The sequence below is a fragment of the Stenotrophomonas sp. 78350_Sma genome, from assembly GCF_056482105.1.
In genome coordinates, this window is the sequence record NZ_CM151182.1 from 3,650,372 (window position 1) to 3,672,375 (window position 22,004).

The following is a 22,004-nucleotide window of genomic DNA, read 5'->3' on the forward strand; positions in this document are numbered from 1 at the left end:
GCCACCCCCACGGCCGCAACCGAGATGTACCGCGTGATGACCCAACCCGATCTTGATCTGGGCGTGGTCGGCAACGGCAGCTTCGGCGCCCTGGTCGACAAACATGCCCGCGTTGTCTGGAGCTGCCTGCCCACCTTCGACGGCGACCCCACCTTCTGCGCCCTGCTCGGCCCCAACCAGCAGACCGGCGGCGACTTCGCCATCGAGCTGGAGGACTTTGCCGACAGCGAGCAGGAGTACCTCACCAACACCGCGATCCTGCGCACCGTGCTGCGTGACACGCATGGCGGCGCACTGGAAATCCTCGATTTCGCCCCCCGCTGGCGCCAGAACGATCGCTTCTACCGCCCGGTCAGCCTGATCCGCCAGGTCCGCCCACTGGCCGGCAGCCCACGCATCACCGTGCGTGCGCGACCGCTGGCCGACTGGGGCGCGCGCGTGCCGGAATCCACCTGGGGCAGCAACCACGTGCGCTGGATCCTGCCCGAGCACGTGCTGCGGCTGACCACCGACGTACCGGTGCGCTTCGTGCGCGATGGTCTGCCGTTCGTGCTCAACCATCCCATCCACCTGATCCTTGGCGTGGACGAATCGCTCAACCGCTCCATCAGCGGCTACGTGCAGGAAGCCTTCCAGCGCACCCGCGATTACTGGCGTGAGTGGGTGCGCTACCTGTCCATTCCGCTGGAATGGCAGGACGCGGTGATCCGCAGTGCGATCACCCTGAAGTTGTGCCAGTACGAGGACAGCGGCGCGATCATCGCGGCAATGACCACCTCCATTCCGGAAGCCCCCGGCAGCGTGCGCAACTGGGACTACCGTTACTGTTGGCTGCGTGATGCGGCGTTCGTGGTGCGTGCGCTGAACCGCCTCGGCGCAACACGCACGATGGAGCAGTTCCTCGGCTACATTTTCAACCTGGCCACTACCGACGGCACGTTGCAGCCGCTGTATGGCATCGGCTTCGAAGCCAAGCTGGACGAAGACGAAGTACCCAGCCTGTCCGGCTATCGCGGCATGGGCCCGGTACGGCGCGGCAACCTGGCCTGGGTGCAGCGCCAGCACGATGTCTACGGCAGCGTGGTGCTGGCGTCCACGCAGCTGTTCTTCGACCGGCGCCTGCAGGACCCGGGCGACGCACACACCTTCGCCCGTCTGGAACCCTTGGGCGAACAGGCGTTCGCCCTGCACGACGTACCCGATGCCGGCCTGTGGGAATTCCGCGGCCGCACCGAAGTGCACACCTACACCAGCGCGATGTGCTGGGCCGCCTGCGACCGCCTGTGCAAGATTGCCGTGCGCCTGAAGCGCGACGACCGCGCACATTACTGGCGCGAACGCGCCGACACCATCCACGCGCGCATCATGGCCGAATCCTGGAGCGAAGAGCTGGGCCACTTCACCGACACCTTCGGCGGCCATCGGCTGGATGCCTCGTTGCTGCTGCTGGCCGACATCGGCTTCATCGACGCGCTGGACGCGCGCTTTGTCGCCACCGTGGATGCCATCGGCCGCGACCTCAAGCATGGCAATTCGCTGTACCGCTACGTTGCACCGGATGACTTCGGCGAACCGGAAACCAGCTTCACCATCTGCACCTTCTGGTACATCGACGCGCTGGCAGCGATCGGGCGCATGGACGAAGCACGCGGGATGTTCGAGCTGCTGCTGAAGCAGCGCAACCACCTGGGCCTGCTGTCGGAGGATCTGGCCTTCGACAGCGGCGAGGCCTGGGGCAATTTCCCGCAGACCTATTCGCACGTCGGCCTGATCACCGCCGCGATGCGCCTGTCGCGGTCCTGGCAGGAGGCATCGTGAGTCGTCTGGTCGTGGTTTCAAACCGCGTGGCCGTGCCGGGCGAGAACCGCGCCGGTGGCCTGGCGGTGGGCCTGCTGGCCGCGTTGAAGGAACGTGGCGGCATGTGGTTCGGCTGGAGCGGCAAGAGCGTGCGCGACGGCAGCGGCACGCTGCACACACAGAAGGACGGCGACATCGAATTCGTCACCCTCGATCTGAGCAAGCGCGAAGTCGATGGTTACTACAACGGCTTCGCCAACCGCACTCTGTGGCCGCTGCTGCACTTCCGCCTGGACCTGGTCGACTACGACCGCGGCACCCGCGAGACCTACCACAAGGTCAACGCGCTGTTCGCCGACAAGCTCGCGCCGCTGCTGCGCGAGGACGACATCGTCTGGATCCACGACTACCACCTGATTCCACTCGGTGCGCTGCTGCGCGAACGGGGCATCGGCTGCCGCATCGGCTTCTTCCTGCACATCCCGATGCCATCGGCCGACCTGCTGCAGGCGATGCCCGACCACCTGCGGCTGTTCTCGGCGCTGTATGCCTATGACCTGGTCGGCTTCCAGACCCAGCGCGACGCCGATCGCTTCCAGACCTACCTGCGCCTGTTTGGCGGTGGCCGCGTGCTCGACAATGGTGAACTGGAAGCGCCAGGTGGACGCCGCTTCCGCGCGGCGGCCTTCCCGATCGGCATCGACACCGAGCTGATCGCACGCCAGGCCGGCACCGCCGCCACCAAGGCCGCCGTAAAGAACCTGCGCAACAGCCTGCGGGACCGCCAGCTGGCGATCGGCGTGGACCGCCTGGACTATTCCAAGGGCCTGCCCGAACGCTTCCTTGGCTTCGAGCGCTATCTGGAGCGCCATCCCGACCAGCGGGGTTCGCTGACCTACCTGCAGATCGCCCCGGTCTCGCGCGGTGATGTGACCGAGTACCGGCAACTGCGCAGCCAACTGGAACAGATCGCCGGCCACATCAACGGTGGCCACGCCGAGCCGGACTGGACACCGCTGCGCTACGTCAACCAGAACTTCACCCACGCCACCCTCACCGGCTTCTACCGGGCGGCGGCAGTGGGACTGGTGACCCCGCTGCGTGATGGCATGAACCTGGTGGCCAAGGAATACGTGGCCTCGCAGGACCCGGAAGATCCCGGCGTCTTGGTGTTGTCGCTGCTGGCCGGCGCCGCCGACGAACTGAAGCAGGCGCTGCTGGTGAACCCGCACGATCTGGACGGCGTGGCCGATGCCATCGCCACGGCCGCGACGATGTCGCTGCGCAGGCGCAAGGAACGCTGGCACGCGATGATGGAGCACCTGCGCACCTACGACATCAACCACTGGCGGCGCAGCTATCTGGCCGCTTTGGAAGGCTGAGGAAAAAGGGGACGGAGGGGATTAAGTCGTTTGTGCACAAGCGACTTAATCCCCTCCGTCCCCTTTTTTCTTCAATCCAGGAACCGCGCGGCCTGCTCCGGTGCGGGCAGGTAACAGGCATCATGCCGCCCGAACCAGCGGTAGCGGTTACGCGCCAGCACGCGATACGCCGCGTCCCGCCAGCTGCGCGGCAGCACGCGCAGCACGCCGCTCAGGCGCCAGGCACCGCCCAGCCCCGCCAGTACGCGCAGGATCGCATCGGTATCGGTCCACGCGCCCTGTGCGTCCAGCAGCAGGAACGACGCCGGGTCCTGCGGATCCAGCCCGTGCGCGCGCAGCAGCGCGCCGCCCTGTGTGCCCTGCATCGCGGCGAAGCGGTAGCGCCCCTTGCGGTCGAAACGCAGCAGGAAGCGCACCCATCGATTGCACAGCGCGCACACGCCATCGAACACGATCACTGCGCGGCCGGTCTCGGTGACAACCTCACTGCGGTTCGAGCCAGCCTTCATAGCGGATCAGGGCTCCGGCCCAGGGCAAGGTCACATCGACCAGGAAAGTGTAACGCTGTCCCTGCCAGGCTTCGCGGCAACGCACACCGCCAAACCAGCGCGTCGGCAGCGGCAGCAACCCGAACGCCCAGACCCGCCGCACCGACCAGTCGATGCCGCCGTCGCGGGCCTGCAGGTCGAACGCGAAACGCACCGCACCCAGCTGCTCGTGCAGATGCCCTTCGTGCTCCCACAACCGCGACGCCATCGGCCAGCGTCCGAAGCGTCGCGCCCATTGTTCGCCCTGCCCGTGCGCGCTGAACGCTACCTCGGTCGGCAGCGCGTCGCCGCTCTTCGGCAACCGTGCCACTGCGGCCAGCAGCGGCACCAGCCAATGCCGTCCCCGCACAATCCGCGCCTGCCCTGCATAACGGCAGGGCAACGGCGCGGCATGCAGCGCCTGCACCGGGGCGGCCAGGGTGGCGAAGGCCGGCCCCAGCACCCGTGCGAACAGGGGCGTCCTCAGGGTGCGATCCAGGCCAGCGTCGCCATGCGCCCGGTGCGACGATCGCGCCGGTGCGAGTACATGTCCGGATCGGCCATGGTCGAGACCGTGCCGCCGTATACCTGCGCCGGGTCCATGCCCGCGGCCTGCAGGCGCTGCCGCGCCAGCGCGAACAGATCCACCTTCCAGTGCCCGGCGCGGGTCGCCACGAAGGCCACCCCGGCAGCCGGATCGTGTCCGACGAAGGCGTGGTAGACCTCTTCACCGATCTCGTAATCGGCCGGCCCGGCAGCCGGCCCCAGCCATGCGCGCAACTGCCCGGGCGGCGTCTGCATGGCGGCCACGGTGGCCTCCAGCATGCCGTCGGCCAGGCCACGCCAGCCGGCATGCGCCGCGCCCACTTCGCTGCCATCGGCGGCGGCGAACACCACCGGCAGGCAGTCGGCGGTCAGGATCGCCAGCACCACGCCGGGCACCGAGGTCACCGCGGCGTCGGCCACCGGCTCGGCGGCACCCGGCACCGGCGGCGCGTTGAAGCGCAGCACGGTGCTGCTGTGTACCTGGCGCAGCCAGTGCGGTGCCGAGGGCAACGCCAGCCCCTGCTGCAGCAGCTGGCGGTTGTGCTCGACGTTGGCCGGGGCATCACCATCGGCCGCGTGCCGGTTGCCCAGGTTGAACTGCGCGAACGGCGCCGGCGAGATGCCCGCGCCATGCCGGCGCGTAATCAGCGCATGGACGCCGGCAGGCGCCGGCCAATCGGCCCACAGCAGCGGCAGCGCGGCGTCCATTACCAGCGGTCCCGCTCGCGCGCAGCGAAGGCTTCGCTGTCTTCGCGCAGCACCTTCATCAGGTGCAGCATGTCCTCCGGCACCGGCGCGGTGTTGCGCACCGGCTCACCGGTGATCGGGTGCGTGAACTCCAGGGTCTCGGCATGCAGGGCCTGGCGCTTGAAGCCACGCAGCGCGGCCACCAGCTCATCGCTGGCACCCTTGGGAAGCTTCAGCGCACCGCCGTACAGCGGGTCACCGATGATCGGATGGCGCACATGCGCCATGTGCACGCGGATCTGGTGGGTACGCCCGGTTTCCAGGCGGCACTCCAGCGCGGTGTGCGCACGGAAGCGCTCGCGCAGTCGGTAATGGGTGATCGCCTCCTTGCCGTCCTCGCGCACCGCCATCTTCAGGCGGTCGCGCGGATGGCGGTCGATCGGGGCATCGGCGGTACCGCCGGCCACCAGCGCGCCCATCACGATGGCAAGGTACTGGCGGTGCACGTCGCGCGCGGCCAGCTGCTCGACCAGCGCGGTCTGCGCTTCCAGGGTCTTGGCCACCACCATCACGCCGCTGGTGTCCTTGTCCAGGCGGTGCACGATGCCCGCGCGCGGCAGCACCGCCACCGACGGATCGCGGAACAGCAGGGCATTGACCAGGGTGCCGCTGTGATTGCCCGCGCCCGGGTGCACCACCAGGCCGACCGGCTTGTTGATCACCAGCAGGTGCTCGTCCTCGAACAGCACGTCCAGCGGGATGTCCTCCGGCTGGGCATCGGTCTGGGTTTCCAGCACCACGTTGAGGGTCACCACCTCGCCGCCGCGCAGCGGATCGCGCGGGCGCACCTGGGCGCCGTCCAGCAGGACCTCACCGGCCTTGATCCACTCGGTCAGGCGCGACCGCGAGTATTCGGGGAACAGTTCGGCCACCACGGCGTCGAAACGGCGGCCGGCAGCGGTGTCGGGGACGATGGCCTGGCGGGCCGATTCAGAGGGTTGTTCAGACATGGCAGGGGGCATTCTTTGAAATTTTGGGGTCCCGGCGGCCGGTTTCAGTCGCTGGACAGGACACTAGGCTATCATCGACCCTTCGTATTCCAGCCGCGTCCCGCCTCGACCTCATGATCCGACGCTCCTCCATGCTCTCCGCGCCCGTCCGCCTCACCGCCCTGCTGCTGGTGCTGGTCATCGCCGCCACCGGCTGCCACCGTGGCGCCAAGAAGGGCGATCGCCCCGATGAAGGGACGCCGGTCGAACAGTTGTACGAGAAGAGCCACAAGCTGATGCAGGGTGGCAACTGGAGCGGGGCTGAAACCAGCTTCCGCCGCCTCGTGGCCCAGTATCCGTACGGCCCGTATACCGAACAGGCGATGATCGAAACCGCCTACGCGCAGTACAAGGCCGGCAAGCACGACGATGCGGTGTCCAGCATCGACCGCTTCATCCGTACCTACCCGACCCACCGCAACATCGCGTACCTGTACTACCTGCGCGGCCTGGCCAACTCCAACCGCAGTACGGTTTTCCTGCGCCGCGTATGGTCGTTGGACGCCAGCCGCCGCGACCTGTCCACGCCGCACCAGGCGTATTCGGACTTCAACATCGTGGTCGACCGCTACCCGAACAGCCGCTACGCCGCAGATGCGCGCCAGCGCATGCTGGAGCTGCGTGACGTGTTCGCCCAGCATGAGCTGGACAACGCCCTGTACTACATGCGCCGCGGCGCCTGGGTCTCGGCCGCCGGCCGCGCCAACTACCTGCTGGAAACCTATCCGCAGAGCGCGTTCCAGTACGACGCCGTCGCCGTCCTGGCCGATTCCTACACCCACCTGGGCAACAAGACCCTGGCCGACGACGCCCGCCGCGTCCTGCAGCTGAACCAGCCGGACCACCCGTGGCTGGAAGGCAAGTGGCCGAAGTACCCGTGGATGATCCGCAAGCTGAACCCGTTCGCTGGTGAAAAGTCCGCCAGCACCGGCCAGCGCAACGCGCGACTGGAAAAGAAATAAGAGAGGGCCCCGAAAGGGGCCCTTTCCTTGTTGGCAGATCCACGCCATGCGTGGATGGTTCGCGCGCCCAAGGCAGCCGCGCACTGGCGCTAGGAATACTACGAATTCCCTGCCGTTGCGATGCCGTTCCCAGACCGCACGGGCAACGCCCTCCACACTCCGGCGCACGGCCATTTCCGCCTGTCTGGAGTCCACATGTCCCCATCCGTTTCCCGCGCCCGCCCGTTGCTGGCCGCCTTCGCCAGTGCCCTGCTGGGCCTGTCCACCGCCGCCCAGGCCGCAGAGCCGGGGGAGCTGATCACCGCAGCGCCCTATCGTGCCGCCTGGGTGCCGTCAAAGGCCTCCCAGGCGTATCTGCTCAGCTACCGCACTCCCGATCATCACGGCCGACTGGCGCAGGGCACCGGCCTGCTGTACCTGCCTGCAGGCACGGCACCGACGGGCGGCTGGCCGGTCGTTTCCTGGGCGCATGGCACCCAGGGCATCGCCGATCACTGCGCCCCTTCCCATTCTGGCCCGACCCACGCCGAACGCGATGGGCGCTTCCTGGACACCTTCCTCGCCCAGGGCTATGCCGTCGCCGCGGCCGACTACCAGGGCCTGGGCAGCCCAGGCAGCCACGCCTACCTTCATGTGCGCACCGCCGCACGCAACAGCATCGACATGGTCAAGGCCAGCCACCAGTTCCTGGGCGGTCGTCTTTCACCTCGCTGGGTCTCGGTAGGCTACTCGCAGGGTGGTGCCGCGGCGCTCAGCGCCGGCCACCAGGCTGCCACCTATTCCGGCCCCGGCCTGCAGTACAAGGGCAGCTTCACTGCAGGCACGCCCACGGCCGTGGAGATGACCGCACTGGTGATGCGCCCCGACAGCCGCACCGCCAACCCGGGCGCGGTCAATGCCTACCATGCCTATCTGCTTGATGGATTGCTGCAGGTGGCACCGCAGATCGACCGCGTGCTGAGCGCACAGGGGCGTGCGCGCATCGCCCTGGCCCGACAGCACTGCCTGACCGACCTGGCGGCGCAGCTGGAGGGTGCGGTCACCGGCGAGATGTTCAGCGCGCCGTTGACCTCGGTACCGGGCATCTGGGCGCTGTTGCACGACTACCTTGGCGTGCCACGCCAGGGGTTCACCCAACCGCTGATGCTGGCCCACGGCACCCGCGACCAGGATGTGCCCTATCTGACCACCCTGCTGTACGCCGCCGGCCTCGCACTGCGCGGCGAACCGGTAGCGTTCCGCCAGTACCCGGTTGACCACCGTGGCACGCTGGATGCGGCGGCGGCCGATGGCCTGGCGTTTGTGCGAGCCCGGCTGGGGGACAGCCAGTTCGACGAAGCCACCGAAACCGCCACACTCGAACAGCTGATGGGCGACGTCCCGTAGAACCACGCCATGCGGGGATGCACGCTACGTCGGGTTGCCGGCCAGCGGCCGGCACTACCCGCCAACCGCTGCCTCAGCCCTTGTAGCCGTTGCTGATCGGGTAGCGACGTTCGCGGCCGAATGCCCGGCGCGACACCTTCGGGCCGGGCGCGGCCTGGTGCCGCTTCCATTCGCTGATGCGCACCAGGCGCAGCACGCGGTCAACCACGGCCGCGTCGTAACCGGCGGCAACGATCTCCGTGCGCGACTGCTCCTGGTCGATGTAGCGGTACAGGATGCCGTCAAGCACGTCGTAGGCCGGCAGCGAGTCCTGGTCCAGCTGGTTCTCGCGCAGTTCGGCCGACGGCGGGCGGCTGATCACCGCCGGCGGGATCACCGGCGCCCCGCCCACGGTGTTGCGCCACTTGGACAGCCCGAACACCTCGGTCTTGTACAGGTCCTTCAACGGCGCATAGCCACCACACATGTCGCCGTAGATGGTGGCGTAGCCCACCGCGTACTCGCTCTTGTTGCCGGTGGTCAGCAACAGGCCGCCGAACTTGTTGGCCAGTGCCATCAGGATCACGCCACGGCTGCGCGACTGCAGGTTCTCCTCGGTCACGTCCGGGGTGGTGCCCTCGAATATCGGTGCCAGCGATTCCATCAGGCCCTTGAACGCCGGCTCGATCGAGACCGCCTCCAGCTTCACGCCCAGTGCCTGGCATTGCTCGGCGGCCAGGTCGTTGGACAGGCCTGCGGTGTAGCGCGACGGCAGGCGCACCGCGGTGACGTTCTCGGCGCCCATCGCGTCCACCGCCATGGCCAGTACCAGCGCCGAATCGATGCCACCGGAGAGGCCCAGCCACACCTTCCTGAAGCCGTTCTTGCGGCAGTAGTCCTGGATGCCACGGGTGACAGCGCGCCATGCCAGCGCGTCCATGCTCTCGTCGCCATCGTCCATCCACACGTGCGGCATGAAGCGGCGGGTTTCACCGTCGTACTCCACCACCAGCCACTGGTCGACGAAGGCGGCAGCAGCCGGGTGCACGGTACCGTCACCATCGGCCACCACCGAGGCGCCATCGAACACCAGCGCATCCTGGCCACCGACCACGTTGAGGTAGGCGATCGCCGCCCCACTCTCACGGGTGCGTGCAGCCAGCACCGCATCGCGCTGGGCATGCTTGCCCCGCTCGTACGGCGACGCATTCGGCACCACCACCAGCTGCGCGCCGGCGCGCACCGTGTCGGCCAGCGGCTCGGCGAACCACAGGTCCTCGCAGATCAGCAGGCCAACCGGCACGCCATTGACCTCGAACACGCAGCTGCCGCCATCCGGATCGACATCGAAGTAGCGACGCTCATCGAACACCGCGTAGTTGGGCAGCTCGCGCTTGCGGTAGGTCTGCTCCACCAGGCCATCGCGCAGCACGCTGGCGGCGTTGTAGACCACCGCGCCGGCCGCCTGCGGCCAGCCGACCACCGCGGTGATGCCGCGGCAGGCTGCGGCGATGCGCGTCATTGCATGCTCGCACTCGTACAGGAAGCCCGGGCGCAGCAGCAGGTCTTCCGGCGGATAGCCGCTCACCGCCAGCTCGGGGAACATCACCAGCTCGGCGCCGTACTCATCGCGCGCCTGGCCGATCATCTCGATGATGCGCTCGGTGTTGCCGGCGACATCGCCGACCGGGAAGTCGAACTGCGCCATCGCGATGCGGATCGAAGCCATGGGGGTCCAGCCTGTGGTTGCAATGCGCCCATTGTAACGCCCGGGTCAGATCCCTTTTGCGAAGCAAAAGGGATCTGACCCCATCCCACACGCAGAAAGGCCGCCCGGAGGCGGCCTTTCTGTTTCAAGCAGCCGGCCAGCGGCCGGCTCTACAGCATCGTCTGCCGGAGGCAGTCGATCTTATTTCACCAGCTTGGCGATGGCAGCGCCCAGGTCGCCCGGCGAACGCACGGTCACAACGCCAGCGGCTTCCATTGCAGCGAACTTGCCTTCTGCAGTGCCCTTGCCGCCCGAGGCGATCGCACCGGCGTGGCCCATGCGCTTGCCGGCCGGAGCCGACGCACCGGCGATGAAGCCGACGACCGGCTTCTTCACGTGGTTCTTGATGTACTCGGCGCCGGCTTCTTCCGCGTCACCGCCGATTTCGCCAACCATGATGATGCCTTCGGTCTGCGGGTCTTCGTTGAACAGCTTCAGGCAGTCGACGAAGTTCAGGCCGTTGATCGGGTCACCACCGATGCCGATGCAGGTGGACTGGCCCAGACCGACTTCGGTGGTCTGCTTGACCGCTTCATAGGTCAGGGTGCCCGAACGCGACACGATGCCGATCTTGCCCGGCTGGTGGATGTGGCCCGGCATGATGCCGATCTTGCACTCACCCGGGGTGATGACGCCCGGGCAGTTCGGCCCGATCAGCACGGTGTCCGGATGCGAGCGGGTCAGCACGTTCTTGACGCGCAGCATGTCCAGCACCGGGATGCCTTCGGTGATGCAGACGATGACCTTGATGCCGGCAGCAGCGGCTTCCAGGATCGCGTCAGCCGCGTACGGCGGCGGCACGTAGATGACCGAAGCGTTGGCGCCGGTGCTCTGCACGGCGTCGGCAACGGTGTTGAAGACCGGCAGGTCGATATGGGTGGTGCCACCCTTGCCCGGGGTCACGCCGCCGACAACCTGGGTGCCGTACTCGATCATCTGAGTGGCGTGGAAGGTGCCCTGCTGGCCGGTGAAGCCCTGCACGATCACCTTGGTGTTCTTGTTGATCAAAACAGACATTGGAATTCCTTGGTGTCGGTATCAGGCGGCGTTCTTGACAGCTTCAACGATCTTCTTGGCGCCATCGTTGATGTTGTCAGCCGGGATGATGGCCATGCCGCTGTCACGCAGCAGCTGCTTGCCTTCTTCCACGTTGGTGCCTTCCAGGCGCACCACGACCGGAACCTTGACGCCCACTTCCTTCACGGCGGCGATGATGCCTTCGGCAATCATGTCGCAGCGGACGATGCCGCCGAAGATGTTGACGAAGATGCCTTCGACCTTGTCCGAGGACAGGATCAGCTTGAAGGCTTCGATGACGCGCTGCTTGTTCGCACCGCCGCCCACGTCCAGGAAGTTCGCCGGCTCGCCGCCGTTGAGCTTGATGACGTCCATGGTGGCCATGGCCAGGCCGGCGCCGTTCACCATGCAGCCGATGTTGCCGTCCATGGTGACGTAGTTGATGTCCAGCTCCGAAGCGATCACTTCGGTCGGATCTTCCTGGGTCTTGTCGCGCATGGCGACCAGGGCCTTCTGGCGGAACGCGGCGTTGTCGTCGCTGTCGAACTTGCCGTCCAGCGCGTACAGGTTGCCGTCGTCCAGGATGGCCAGCGGGTTGATTTCAACCAGCGCCAGGTCCTTTTCGTTGAACAGGCGGTACAGGTTCACCATGATGCTGGCGAACTGGCCGGCCTGCTTGGCGGTCAGGCCCAGCTTGAAGCCGAAATCACGGCCGTGGTAACCCTGCACGCCTTCGACGAAGTCGACGTTCAGCGAGTGGATCAGCTCCGGGGTTTCAGCAGCGACCTGCTCGATCTCCACGCCGCCTTCCGAAGAGGCGATGTAGGTGATGGTCTTGGTGCCACGGTCGACCAGCACCGACAGGTACAGTTCCTTGACGATCTCGCCGGCGGTGGTCACCAGCACCAGGTTGACCGGCAGTTCAACGCCTGCGGTCTGGTAGGTGGCCATCTTGGTGCCGAGCATCTTGGCCGCAGCGGCCTTCACGTCGTCGGTGGTCTTGCAGAACTTGACGCCGCCAGCCTTGCCGCGGCCGCCAGCGTGGATCTGCGCCTTGACCATCCAGGGGCCCTGGCCCAGGGAGTTGGCAGCGGCAACCGCTTCGTCCGGGGTCGCAGCGACCTTGCCGGCCGGGACCGGGATGCCGTACTCGGCAAGCAGTTGTTTTGACTGGTATTCGTGGAAATTCATGCGTCACCGTGGGAATAGGAACGACCGCACGCAATTCCTCAGGGCCCCGGCGGGGCGCCGGCATGGACCGCGGCGGGCCCACTATTGTGGCCGAGCCAGCGCCGGGGCGCAAAGAAGTCTGTACAAAACGCCAGGCGCGGGCAGATTTCCACCGCCATTCAGGCAGTTGCGCCCGGGCCGGGGCTGGCCACCGGTGTCCGCACCGGGCCAAATGCGCGATCCGGGTCACTTCGGCGGCACCCGGCCGGGGGCCCTATACTGCCCTTCGCAAACGCGACGTGCCGGCCCGGCTTCAGGGGGCGCCGGCCAGGCCCGCCGCAGAATCCAGACCCAGGCAGCCAGAAGGGGAGTTCCGGCGTGTCACCCAGTGCTTCATTGATCGACCGCATCGAATCGATTCCGCGGCGTGAACTGTATTTCTTCGCGCTGTACCGGGTGCTGATCGCTACGGTCATTGCCGCCCTGCTCTACAGCCCCTTGTCGGCCATGGTCGGCGAAGCCCATCACCCGCGGCTGGCCGACGTCGTTGCGGTCATCTACCTGGCCCTGTCGCTGCTGGCCCTGGCACTCGGCCGCAACGAACGCTGGCTGCGTCCGATCGTGGTCAGCGGCGTGCTGGTGGATATCGTGGCCGCCACCCTGCTGTCGCACGCCCTGCCCGGCGCCAGTGCCGGCATCTCGATGTCGCTGCTGTTCAACATCGCCGCCGCCGCCACCCTGCTGCCGCTCAGCCTGGGGCTGGGCCTGGCGCTGGCCGCCAGCCTGGCCACCGGCGTCGAGTACACCTGGAAGCTGCTGGAAGGCGGCGACCCTACCCGCACCCTGGCCGAACTGGCGATGTTCGCCACCAGCTACCTGGCACTGGCCTTCATCAGCTACCAGGTAGGCAACCGCGCCCGCCGCAACCAGCAACTGGCCAACCAGCGCGGCGACGAAGTGGCCAACCTGTTCCAGATCAACGAACTGATCATCCGCCGCATGCGCACCGGCGTGCTGGTGGTGGACGCCGACAACCGCATCACCCTGGCCAACGAAGCCGCCTCGATGCTGCTGGGCGACAACGACGGCAACGGCGAAAGTGGACGCCTGGACCTGGCCAGCGCCGCACCGGAACTGGCGCGCCGGCTGCAGCGCTGGCGCAATGGCTGGGCACAGGACGAACTGCCGCTGCAGCTCAACCCCGACCAGCCGGAAGTGCAGCCGCGCTTCGCCCGCCTGCTGGCCGGCAGCGAGCTGGCCCTGGTGTTCCTGGACGATTCCAGCGTGGTCTCGCGCCGCGCCGAATCGCTCACCCTTTCTGCCATGGGCCGCTTCTCGGCCAGCCTCGCCCACGAGATCCGCAACCCGCTGGCGGCGATCAACTATGCGGTGCAGCTGCTCGAGGAAGGTACCGGCTTCAACGAGAGCGACCGCCGCCTGCTGCAGATCATCCGCCAGCAGTGCCAGCGCACCAACGGCATCGTCGAAAGCGTGCTGGGCCTGGCCCGGCGCGAGCGTGCCACGCCCGAGAACGTGGACCTGGTCGCCTTCGTGCGCCGCTTCGTGCTGGAGTACAAGCAGGGCCAGACCCTGGAGACCGACAGCATCGAACCGATCATCAGCGACACTTCGGTGATGGCCCAGGTCGACACCAAGCATCTCTACCAGGTGCTGACCGTGCTGGTGCACAACGCGCTGAAGTACGGCCGCATCGGCCAGCAACCGGCACGGGTGCGGCTGCGCGTGGCCCAGCACGAACGCAGCGCGGTGATCGATGTGATGGACCGCGGCCCGGGTATCCCCGAGAGCGTGGCCGCGCAGCTGTTCCGGCCCTTCTTCACCACGTCCGAGCATGGCACCGGACTGGGCCTGTACATCGCGCGCGAGCTGTGCAGGGCCAACCAGGCCCGCCTGGACTACATCGCGGTACCCGCCGGTGGCTCCTGCTTCCGCCTGGTGCTGCCCGGTCCACATACGCTGCTGCCCAGCTGATTCCCATTCTGTGCGTCAAACATTTGTCGCTTCCAGCCCCCTCGTTTATCTTTCACGCCCATGAATGAAACCCGCAGCGCCCTCGTCGTCGACGACGAACGCGACATCCGCGAACTGCTGGTGCTGACCCTCGGCCGCATGGGGCTGCGCATCAGTACCGCCGCCAACCTGGCCGAGGCACGTGAGCTGCTGGCCAGCAATCCGTACGACCTGTGCATCACCGACATGCGCCTGCCGGATGGCAACGGTATCGAGCTGGTCAGCGAGATCGCCCAGCACTACCCGCGCACGCCGGTCGCGATGATCACCGCATTCGGCAGCATGGATCTGGCCGTGGAGGCGCTGAAGGCCGGCGCGTTCGATTTCGTCAGCAAGCCGGTGGACATCTCGGTGCTGCGCGGACTGGTCAAGCACGCGCTGGAACTCAACAACGCCGAGCGCCCGGCACCGGGCCCCAACGCCGAACAGGGCGGGCGCCTGCTTGGCCACTCACAGGCCATGGATGTGCTGCGCACCACCATCGGCAAGGTCGCGCGCAGCCAGGCGCCGGTCTACATCCTCGGCGAGTCGGGCGTCGGCAAGGAGCTGGTCGCACGCACCATCCATGCCCAGGGCGCGCGCGCGGCCGGCCCGTTCGTGCCGGTCAACTGCGGCGCCATTCCCGGCGAGCTGATGGAGAGCGAATTCTTCGGCCATCGCAAGGGCAGTTTCAGCGGCGCGCACGCCGACAAGCCCGGCCTGTTCCAGGCTGCGCATGGCGGCACCCTGTTCCTGGACGAAGTGGCTGAACTGCCACTGCAGATGCAGGTGAAGCTGCTGCGCGCGATCCAGGAAAAGTCGGTGCGCGCGGTGGGCGCGGCCAACGAGGAGCCGGTGGATGTCCGCATTCTCTCGGCCACCCACAAGGATCTGGCCGAGCTGGTCGAGGACGGGCGCTTCCGCCACGACCTGTACTACCGCATCAACGTGATCGAACTGAAGGTGCCGCCGCTGCGCGAGCGCCGCCAGGACCTGCCCGAACTGGCCGCGGCCGTGCTGGCCCGATTGGCCCGCAGCCACGGCCGCGCCACCCCGCTGCTGGCGCCGTCGGCGCTGGAAGCACTGGCGCAGTACGCGTTCCCGGGCAATGTGCGCGAGCTGGAAAACATCCTGGAGCGTGCGCTGGCCCTGGCCGAGGAAGACTGCATCGGCGCCGATGACCTGCGCCTGCCGCAGCACGCGCCGCGTGCACCCGGCAGTGCCGCGCCCGCCGAAGCGGTGGCCGACCTGCAGCCGGGCAGCGCTGCCCTGCCCTCCTACATCGAGCAGCTCGAGCGCAGCGCCATCCAGCGTGCGCTGGAAGAGAACCGCTGGAACAAGACCCGTACCGCCGCGCAGCTGGGCATCACCTTCCGTGCGCTGCGCTACAAGCTGAAGAAGCTGGGGATGGAGTAAGGGCCGAACGGCCCTGGTAGGCGCCAACCCTGGTTGGCGTTGCGCCGCCGCGCCATCCACGCATGGCGTGGATCTACCCACCACCGTGGTAGTGCCGGCCGCTGGCCGGCAACCTCATGCATCGCGCCATCCACGCATGGCGTGGATCTACCCACCAACGTGGAAGTGCCGGCCGCTGGCCGGCAACCTCATGCATCGCGGCATCCATGCATGGCGTGGATCTACCTCAATCCTTGGTGACGCGGTTGATCTCGGCCAGGCTGGTGATGCCCGCCGCGGCCTTCTTCAATGCCGACTGGCGCAGATCATTCACCCCGATCTGCTGCGCCGCCTCGGCAATCTGCAGCGCATTGCCACCGGCCAGCACGATGGTGGCGATCTCATCGGTCATCGGCATGACCTGGTAGACGCCGGTCCGGCCCTTGTAGCCCTCGGTGCATTCATCGCAGCCCACGGCCTCGTACAACTCGATGCCCGCATCCAGCTGCGCCTGGGTGAAGCCTTCGGCCAGCAGCGCATGTTCGGGCAGGCTGGACGGACGCTTGCAGTTGCCGCACAGGCGGCGTGCCAGGCGCTGGGCGATCACCAGCGTCACCGAGCTGGTGATGTTGTAAGGCGCAATGCCCATGTTCATCAGGCGCGCGATCGTCTGCGGGGCGTCGTTGGTATGCAGCGTGGACAGCACCATGTGGCCGGTCTGCGCGGCCTTGATCGCGATCTCCGCCGTTTCCAGGTCGCGGATCTCGCCGACCATGATGATGTCCGGGTCCTGTCGCAGGAACGAGCGCAGCGCCGCGGCGAAGGTCATGCCGCGCTTGTTGTTCTGCTGTACCTGGTTGACGCCGGGCAGGCGGATTTCCACCGGGTCTTCGGCGGTGGAGATGTTGCGCGTCTCGTCGTTGAGGATGCCCAGCGCGGTATACAGCGACACGGTCTTGCCCGATCCGGTCGGGCCGGTCACCAGCACCATGCCGTAGGGCTTGTGGATGGCATCCAGGAACAGCTTCTGCTGGTCCGGCTCGTAGCCCAGCTTGTCGATGCCCAGCTTGGCCGCGCTGCCATCGAGGATACGCAGCACCACCTTCTCGCCGAACAGGGTCGGCAGCGTGCTGACGCGGAAGTCGATCTGCTTGGTCTTGGACAGGTTGAGCTTGATGCGGCCGTCCTGCGGCACGCGCTTCTCGGCGATGTCCAGCTGTGCCATCACCTTCAGGCGGGCGGCGATGCGCTGGTTCAACTTCACCGGTGCGCGCGCGACCATCTTCAGCAGGCCGTCGATGCGCAGGCGCACGCGGTAATCGTCTTCGTAGGGCTCGAAGTGGATGTCCGAGGCGCCCTTGCGGATCGCGTCGACCAGCACCTTGTTGACGAACTTCACCACCGGGGTGTCGTCACCCTTGGCATCGATGCCGGAATCGCTGCCGGTGGCGCCGAGATCCTCGTCGCCGGCCGCCACGTCCAGGTTGCCCATGCCATCGTCATCGCCGCCCAGGGCGTCGCCGAGGGTGTCATGGCTGGCGTGCCACTGTTCCAGCGTACGGCGGATCTGGTCCTCGTCGACCAGGATCGGCTCGACCACCAGGTTGGTGTGGAACTTGATCTCGTCCAGCGAGTGGGTCGGGTTGCTGGTGCCGACGAACAGCTTGCCACCGCGCTTGAACAGCGGCAGCACGTTGTGCTTGCGCAGCAGCTCCTCGCTGACCAGGCTCATCGCGTTCTGGCCGGCATCGAAGGTGGACACGTCGAACAGCGGCATGCCGAACTCGACCGCGTTGGCGGCGGCCAGCTGCGAGGCATTGACCAGCTTGTTCTGCGCGAACCACGTGGGCAGTGGCTGGCGGGCGGCCGCGGCCTTGGCCATGGCGTCGCGGGCGGTGGCCTCGTCCAGGGCCCCGTCCTGCACCAGGCGACGGGCCAGGCCGGTGATGCCGACAAGATTGGCGGTGGTGACAGCGTTCATATGAATCCTTGGCTCATGGGGTCATGCCATGCCGTACACCTTGCACGGACACCGCACGGGGCAGCAGAACCCGCCGCGACCCAACGGCCACCGGCATCGCCAATCCATGAGCAACACTGCCTTGCCCGGCACTCCCGGCCCGGCAGGCACGATCCTGACTCCCCCGGGGATGATAGCCCCGTCAAGGGGCGGCCAGCATCCCATCGGAGCGCTGAAGTGTGATCAGCAGCCGGTCGGGCGATAGCGCGCTTCGAACGCGCTGCCATCGCAGCTCCAGATGCCCTCGGCCGAGCGGCGCAGGATCAGGTCCTTGCCTTCCAGCGCGCTGTGGCCCTTCAACGTGCAGCTGATGTGGCCGACACCGGAGTCGCTGAGTTCGGCCTCGACGGTTGAGCAGTGGGCGTTCTGGGCGCCGCCGATGAATTCGGGGGTGATCAGACTGGCCGAACGGCCCTCATAGATGACCGTTTCAAACAGCATCTTGCCCGGACTGATGTCTGCCAGTGCAGCAGTGAGCTGCGCTCGGACCATGTATGGCTGAAATACGACTATCCCGATTGCTGCCAGGATGGCGATGATGGCCACCACGATCATCAGTTCGATGAGCGTGAAGCCCTTCTGTGTGTTCATGACTCCCCCTGTTTGATCCAGCAATCCCCATTGCTGCGTGCTGACCGACTTTCATGTCCCGGTCAGCACAAGGCCCGCTGAAGCGGGCCTTGTGTCTACTATCAAGAAGTACGAAGGCTTCGACCTTCGCAGCTCTTCTAAGCAGATGAATTACTCAGTGCAACCGGCCGGACGATACTTTTCCTTCACGTCCGTGACCTTGCAGCTGAAACCACCGGCCTTGGTGATTGCGCCCTTGTCATCCACAGCAGCTTCAGCGTATGCCAGCTTGAGGCTGGAAGCATCACCAATGCGGCCCGGATCACGAATGGTGCAGGTCATGCCATCCTTGTCGACAGCGATTTCCTTGCAGCTACCGGTTTCCTTGCTCTGGAAGCCAGCGGTTTCCAGCTTGGGAACGTTGCCGTTGCTGACTTCCATCTCGAACTGGGTTTTGTGCGAGGCCAGGTCGGCCAGCGCAGCGGTGACCTTCGACTTCGAGGTGTAGTCCTGGTAGGCCGGCAGCGCGATGGCGGCCAGGATGGCGATGATCGCGACGACGATCATCAGTTCGATAAGGGTGAAGCCCTTCTGGTTCTTCATTGGTACATCCCCAAGATAGTGGTGGTTGAGTTCAGTGCACGGGATCGGACCGGCCAGCGCCGGTTGAGCGGGCCCCGCGCCCTGCGGGTGGATCAACGCAGGTTGCGTGCCAACCCCGGCACGCCTCCCCCTGGATTTCCCCGCGCCCATGATGGCAGCAATTTCGCGGATGGGAACCCCCTGCATCCGAATCTGCGATGGACGCGGCAATGTGACGCAGTGCGTCACCTTTGGTCGGCACCTGGCACGAAATCGCACGCTGGGCCGCCTGCCAACTGCCCATCCGGCCTTGAACCCGCTACCATCAATGGCTAGTTACCCGCCTGGGGATGGCGGGTCTTGGGGAGCCAACATGTCTGTCAGTCGCAGTGCGATCAAGAAAGAGCCGGTGGCGCGCGCCACCATGGAACTGCAGCCGTTTGTCTGGGAGGGGACCGACAAGCGGGGCGTGAAGATGAAAGGCGAGCAGCTGGCCAAGAACGCCAACCTGCTGCGCGCCGAGCTGCGCCGCCAGGGCATCAACCCGGGCCAGGTCAAGCCCAAGTCGAAGCCGCTGTTCGGCGCCGCCGGCAGCCCGATCAAGCCCAAGGACATCGCCTTCTTCAGCCGGCAGATGGCCACGATGATGAAATCCGGCGTGCCGATCGTGTCGTCGCTGGACATCATCGCCAGCGGGCACAAGAACCCGCGGATGAAGAAGCTGGTGGACACCATCCGCACCGACATCGAAGGCGGCTCTTCGATGCATGAGGCCATCAGCAAGCACCCGGTGCAGTTCGACGAGCTGTACCGCAACCTGGTACGGGCCGGTGAAGGCGCCGGCGTGCTGGAAACCGTGCTGGACACGGTGGCCACCTACAAGGAAAACATCGAAGCGCTGAAGGGCAAGATCAAGAAGGCGCTGTTCTACCCGATCATGGTGGTGGTGGTGGCCATGCTGGTCAGCGGCATCATGCTGGTGTTCGTGGTGCCGCAGTTCGAGGACGTGTTCAAGAGCTTCGGTGCCGAGCTGCCCGCCTTCACCCAGATGGTGGTGAACCTCTCGAGATTCATGGTGTCGTGGTGGTGGCTGATGCTGCTGGTCGCGATCGGTACGGCGGTCGGCCTGGTTATGTCCTACAAGCGCTCGCCGAAGATGCAGCACGCGATGGACCGGTTCGTGCTGAAGGTGCCGGTGATCGGGCAGATCATGCACAACAGCGCCATCGCCCGCTTCTCGCGCACCACCGCGGTGACCTTCAAGGCCGGCGTGCCGCTGGTGGAGGCGCTGGGCATCGTGGCCGGTGCCACCGGCAATACCGTGTACGAAGAAGCGGTGCTGCGCATGCGCGACGACGTCTCGGTGGGTTACCCGGTGAACATGTCGATGAAGCAGACCAACCTGTTCCCGCACATGGTCATCCAGATGACCGGCATCGGCGAAGAGGCCGGCGCGCTGGATGCCATGCTGTTCAAGGTGGCCGAGTACTATGAGCAGGAGGTCAACAATTCGGTGGATGCCCTGAGCAGCCTGCTGGAACCGATGATCATGGTGTTCATTGGTACCATTGTGGGCGGCATGGTGATTGCCATGTACCTTCCCATCTTCAAACTCGGCGCCGTCGTCGGATAACACATACATGGCTTTTCTCGACCAGCATCCTGGCCTCGGCTACCCCGCCGCGGCCGCCTTCGGACTGCTGCTGGGCAGTTTCCTGAACGTCGTCATCCTGCGCCTGCCCAAGCGGCTGGAATGGCAGTGGAAGCGCGATGCGCGCGAAGTCCTGGAGGAACCGGACTTCTATGAGCCGCCCCCACCGGGGATCGTGGTCGAGCCGTCGCACTGCCCGCACTGCAAGCACAAGCTGAGCTGGTACGAGAACATCCCGCTGTTCAGCTGGATCATCCAGGGCGGCAAGTGCCGCCACTGCAAGGCGCCGATCTCGCTGCAGTACCCGCTGGTGGAGGCGCTGACCTCGCTGCTGGTGGTGGCCTGCGTCTGGCAGTTCGGCTTCGGCTGGCAGGGTTTCGGCGCCATCGTGCTGACCTGCTTCCTGATCGCGCTGTCCGGCATCGACCTGCGCACCCAGCTGCTGCCCGACCAGCTCACCCTGCCACTGATGTGGCTGGGGCTGATAGGCAGCATCGACAACCTCTACATGCCGGCCAAGCCCGCCCTGGTGGGCGCAGCGGTGGGCTACCTGTCGCTGTGGACGGTCTGGTGGCTGTTCAAGCAGCTGACCGGCAAGGAAGGCATGGGCCACGGCGATTTCAAGCTGCTGGCGGCACTGGGCGCCTGGTGTGGCCTGAAGGGCATCCTGCCGATCATCCTGCTGTCCTCGGTGCTGGGCGCCATCATCGGCTCGATCTGGCTGTACAGCCGGGGCCGTGACCGCGCCACGCCGATTCCGTTCGGCCCCTACCTGGCCATTGCCGGCTGGCTGTACTTCATGTGGGGTGCGCCGCTGGTGGAGCAGTACATGGTGATGAGCGGGCTGCGCTGAGGGGAGTCCCCATGAGCCGCTACGTGGTTGGCCTGACCGGCGGCATCGCCGCCGGCAAGAGTGAGGTGACCCGGCGCTTCGAGGCGCTGGGCATCGTGGTGGCCGACGCCGACCTGGCCGCCCGGGCCGTGGTCGCCGCCGGCAGCCCGGCCCTGGCCCGCATCGCCGAGCGCTTCGGCGCCGGCATGCTGCTGGCCGATGGCAGCCTGGACCGGGGTCGCCTGCGCGCCCACGTCTTTGCCGACCCGGCCGAGCGGACGGCGCTGGAAGCCATCACCCACCCGGCCATCCGTCTGCTGATGCAACAGCAGTGCGAGCAGGCTGAAAGCCCTTATGCGATTGCCGCCATTCCGCTGCTGACCGAGGTCGGTGGCCGAAAGGCATACCCCTGGCTGGACCGGGTACTGCTGGTGGATGCGCCGGAAGCCGTGCAGCACGCCCGGCTGATGCAGCGCGATGGCATCGACGCCGCGCTGGCCGACCAGATGATTGCTGCGCAGGCCAGTCGTGCGCAGCGGCTGGCACTGGCCGATGACGTGGTGGTCAATGATGGGCAGCCGGAGGACCTGCAGGTGCAGGTGGAACAGCTGCATGCGCGGTATCTGGGGTTGGCCCGGGGTTGAGGCCTGGTTGCCGGCTCGCGGCCGGCGCCA

General features: G+C 66.6%; 19 protein-coding genes. 9 read left to right on the forward strand and 10 right to left on the reverse strand.

Features of this window, described 5'->3' with window-relative positions; all coding sequences use genetic code 11:
• Window positions 1-36 precede the first annotated feature (36 nt).
• Both ACZK4H_RS16920 and otsA read left to right on the forward strand, forming a co-directional pair.
• Complete coding sequence (locus ACZK4H_RS16920; RefSeq protein ID WP_099553805.1) at window positions 37-1,818, forward strand: glycoside hydrolase family 15 protein; 1,782 nt, start codon at window positions 37-39, stop codon at window positions 1,816-1,818.
• Complete coding sequence (gene otsA, locus ACZK4H_RS16925; protein ID WP_099553716.1) at window positions 1,815-3,179, forward strand: alpha,alpha-trehalose-phosphate synthase (UDP-forming); 1,365 nt, start codon at window positions 1,815-1,817, stop codon at window positions 3,177-3,179. The genes ACZK4H_RS16920 and otsA overlap by 4 nt, the downstream gene beginning before the upstream one ends.
• Before the next feature lie 71 nt (window positions 3,180-3,250).
• On the opposite strand, the gene ACZK4H_RS16930 is transcribed toward otsA, so the two are convergent.
• The 4 genes from ACZK4H_RS16930 to rluD are packed head-to-tail and all read right to left on the reverse strand — an operon-like array spanning window position 3,251 to window position 5,949.
• Complete coding sequence (locus ACZK4H_RS16930; RefSeq protein WP_099553718.1) at window positions 3,251-3,688, reverse strand: thiol-disulfide oxidoreductase DCC family protein; 438 nt, start codon at window positions 3,686-3,688, stop codon at window positions 3,251-3,253.
• Window positions 3,663-4,169 carry a DUF4166 domain-containing protein gene (locus ACZK4H_RS16935; protein WP_099553720.1) on the reverse strand — a complete coding sequence of 169 codons (507 nt, stop codon included), beginning with the start codon at window positions 4,167-4,169 and terminating at the stop codon, window positions 3,663-3,665. The genes ACZK4H_RS16930 and ACZK4H_RS16935 overlap by 26 nt, the downstream gene beginning before the upstream one ends.
• A gap of 20 nt (window positions 4,170-4,189) precedes the next feature.
• Complete coding sequence (pgeF, locus tag ACZK4H_RS16940; protein WP_099553722.1) at window positions 4,190-4,960, reverse strand: peptidoglycan editing factor PgeF; 771 nt, start codon at window positions 4,958-4,960, stop codon at window positions 4,190-4,192.
• Entirely contained in the window at window positions 4,960-5,949 is a 990-nt protein-coding gene (gene rluD, locus ACZK4H_RS16945) for a 23S rRNA pseudouridine(1911/1915/1917) synthase RluD (protein ID WP_019660164.1), read from the reverse strand. The genes pgeF and rluD overlap by 1 nt, the downstream gene beginning before the upstream one ends.
• Window positions 5,950-6,062: 113 nt before the next feature.
• Between rluD and ACZK4H_RS16950 the strand changes: the two genes are divergently transcribed.
• Together ACZK4H_RS16950 and ACZK4H_RS16955 are read left to right on the forward strand one after the other, a co-directional pair.
• Complete coding sequence (locus tag ACZK4H_RS16950) at window positions 6,063-6,950, forward strand: outer membrane protein assembly factor BamD (protein ID WP_024956778.1); 888 nt, start codon at window positions 6,063-6,065, stop codon at window positions 6,948-6,950.
• Window positions 6,951-7,145: 195 nt separating this feature from the next.
• Window positions 7,146-8,336, forward strand: a complete 1,191-nt coding sequence (locus tag ACZK4H_RS16955) for a lipase family protein (protein ID WP_099553725.1) — start codon at window positions 7,146-7,148, stop codon at window positions 8,334-8,336.
• Between the two features lie 73 nt (window positions 8,337-8,409).
• Here the strand turns inward: ACZK4H_RS16955 and ACZK4H_RS16960 are convergent, their stop codons facing one another.
• The 3 genes from ACZK4H_RS16960 to sucC form a co-directional block, all read right to left on the reverse strand.
• Entirely contained in the window at window positions 8,410-10,044 is a 1,635-nt protein-coding gene (locus ACZK4H_RS16960) for an NAD+ synthase (protein ID WP_099553727.1), read from the reverse strand.
• Between the two features lie 180 nt (window positions 10,045-10,224).
• Window positions 10,225-11,100, reverse strand: coding sequence for a succinate--CoA ligase subunit alpha (gene sucD, locus ACZK4H_RS16965; protein ID WP_005410793.1), 876 nt, complete (start codon window positions 11,098-11,100; stop codon window positions 10,225-10,227).
• 21 nt (window positions 11,101-11,121) lie between these two features.
• Window positions 11,122-12,291 carry an ADP-forming succinate--CoA ligase subunit beta gene (gene sucC / locus ACZK4H_RS16970; RefSeq protein WP_004154430.1) on the reverse strand — a complete coding sequence of 390 codons (1,170 nt, stop codon included), beginning with the start codon at window positions 12,289-12,291 and terminating at the stop codon, window positions 11,122-11,124.
• Window positions 12,292-12,648: 357 nt separating this feature from the next.
• Between sucC and ACZK4H_RS16975 the strand changes: the two genes are divergently transcribed.
• Both ACZK4H_RS16975 and ACZK4H_RS16980 read left to right on the forward strand, forming a co-directional pair.
• On the forward strand, window positions 12,649-14,262 hold the full coding sequence (locus tag ACZK4H_RS16975) for a sensor histidine kinase (RefSeq protein ID WP_099553729.1): 1,614 nt from the start codon (window positions 12,649-12,651) through the stop codon (window positions 14,260-14,262).
• A gap of 60 nt (window positions 14,263-14,322) precedes the next feature.
• Window positions 14,323-15,696, forward strand: coding sequence for a sigma-54-dependent transcriptional regulator (locus tag ACZK4H_RS16980; RefSeq protein ID WP_005410795.1), 1,374 nt, complete (start codon window positions 14,323-14,325; stop codon window positions 15,694-15,696).
• 226 nt (window positions 15,697-15,922) lie between these two features.
• Here ACZK4H_RS16980 and pilB read toward each other — a convergent pair whose 3' ends face one another.
• The 3 genes from pilB to ACZK4H_RS16995 all read right to left on the reverse strand — a co-directional run bounded on the left by pilB (window position 15,923) and on the right by ACZK4H_RS16995 (window position 18,868).
• A complete protein-coding gene (pilB, locus tag ACZK4H_RS16985; protein WP_099553731.1) occupies window positions 15,923-17,656 on the reverse strand; it encodes a type IV-A pilus assembly ATPase PilB in 1,734 nt (577 codons plus the stop codon).
• A 222-nt stretch (window positions 17,657-17,878) separates the two neighbouring features.
• Complete coding sequence (locus ACZK4H_RS16990) at window positions 17,879-18,310, reverse strand: pilin (RefSeq protein ID WP_275086457.1); 432 nt, start codon at window positions 18,308-18,310, stop codon at window positions 17,879-17,881.
• A gap of 126 nt (window positions 18,311-18,436) precedes the next feature.
• Complete coding sequence (locus ACZK4H_RS16995; protein ID WP_099553735.1) at window positions 18,437-18,868, reverse strand: pilin; 432 nt, start codon at window positions 18,866-18,868, stop codon at window positions 18,437-18,439.
• 352 nt (window positions 18,869-19,220) lie between these two features.
• Here ACZK4H_RS16995 and ACZK4H_RS17000 point away from each other — a divergent pair, with 352 nt between their 5' ends.
• The 3 genes from ACZK4H_RS17000 to coaE are packed head-to-tail and all read left to right on the forward strand — an operon-like array spanning window position 19,221 to window position 21,974.
• Complete coding sequence (locus ACZK4H_RS17000; protein ID WP_099553737.1) at window positions 19,221-20,480, forward strand: type II secretion system F family protein; 1,260 nt, start codon at window positions 19,221-19,223, stop codon at window positions 20,478-20,480.
• 7 nt (window positions 20,481-20,487) lie between these two features.
• Window positions 20,488-21,351, forward strand: a complete 864-nt coding sequence (locus ACZK4H_RS17005; RefSeq protein WP_005410800.1) for a prepilin peptidase — start codon at window positions 20,488-20,490, stop codon at window positions 21,349-21,351.
• 11 nt (window positions 21,352-21,362) lie between these two features.
• Entirely contained in the window at window positions 21,363-21,974 is a 612-nt protein-coding gene (gene coaE, locus ACZK4H_RS17010) for a dephospho-CoA kinase (RefSeq protein WP_099553739.1), read from the forward strand.
• Window positions 21,975-22,004 lie beyond the last annotated feature (30 nt).

Excerpts from the sequence above, each read along its gene's own strand:
- ACZK4H_RS16920 (WP_099553805.1), top strand. The coding sequence starts at position 37 with ATGACCCAACCCGATCTTGATCTGGGCGTGGTCGGCAACGGCAGCTTC.
- ACZK4H_RS16930 (WP_099553718.1), bottom strand. The coding sequence starts at position 3,688 with ATGAAGGCTGGCTCGAACCGCAGTGAGGTTGTCACCGAGACCGGCCGC.
- pgeF (WP_099553722.1), bottom strand. The coding sequence starts at position 4,960 with ATGGACGCCGCGCTGCCGCTGCTGTGGGCCGATTGGCCGGCGCCTGCC.
- rluD (WP_019660164.1), bottom strand. The coding sequence starts at position 5,949 with ATGTCTGAACAACCCTCTGAATCGGCCCGCCAGGCCATCGTCCCCGAC.
- ACZK4H_RS16950 (WP_024956778.1), top strand. The coding sequence starts at position 6,063 with ATGATCCGACGCTCCTCCATGCTCTCCGCGCCCGTCCGCCTCACCGCC.
- ACZK4H_RS16955 (WP_099553725.1), top strand. The coding sequence starts at position 7,146 with ATGTCCCCATCCGTTTCCCGCGCCCGCCCGTTGCTGGCCGCCTTCGCC.
- ACZK4H_RS16960 (WP_099553727.1), bottom strand. The coding sequence starts at position 10,044 with ATGGCTTCGATCCGCATCGCGATGGCGCAGTTCGACTTCCCGGTCGGC.
- sucD (WP_005410793.1), bottom strand. The coding sequence starts at position 11,100 with ATGTCTGTTTTGATCAACAAGAACACCAAGGTGATCGTGCAGGGCTTC.
- sucC (WP_004154430.1), bottom strand. The coding sequence starts at position 12,291 with ATGAATTTCCACGAATACCAGTCAAAACAACTGCTTGCCGAGTACGGC.
- ACZK4H_RS16980 (WP_005410795.1), top strand. The coding sequence starts at position 14,323 with ATGAATGAAACCCGCAGCGCCCTCGTCGTCGACGACGAACGCGACATC.
- pilB (WP_099553731.1), bottom strand. The coding sequence starts at position 17,656 with ATGAACGCTGTCACCACCGCCAATCTTGTCGGCATCACCGGCCTGGCC.
- ACZK4H_RS16995 (WP_099553735.1), bottom strand. The coding sequence starts at position 18,868 with ATGAAGAACCAGAAGGGCTTCACCCTTATCGAACTGATGATCGTCGTC.
- ACZK4H_RS17000 (WP_099553737.1), top strand. The coding sequence starts at position 19,221 with ATGTCTGTCAGTCGCAGTGCGATCAAGAAAGAGCCGGTGGCGCGCGCC.
- ACZK4H_RS17005 (WP_005410800.1), top strand. The coding sequence starts at position 20,488 with ATGGCTTTTCTCGACCAGCATCCTGGCCTCGGCTACCCCGCCGCGGCC.
- coaE (WP_099553739.1), top strand. The coding sequence starts at position 21,363 with ATGAGCCGCTACGTGGTTGGCCTGACCGGCGGCATCGCCGCCGGCAAG.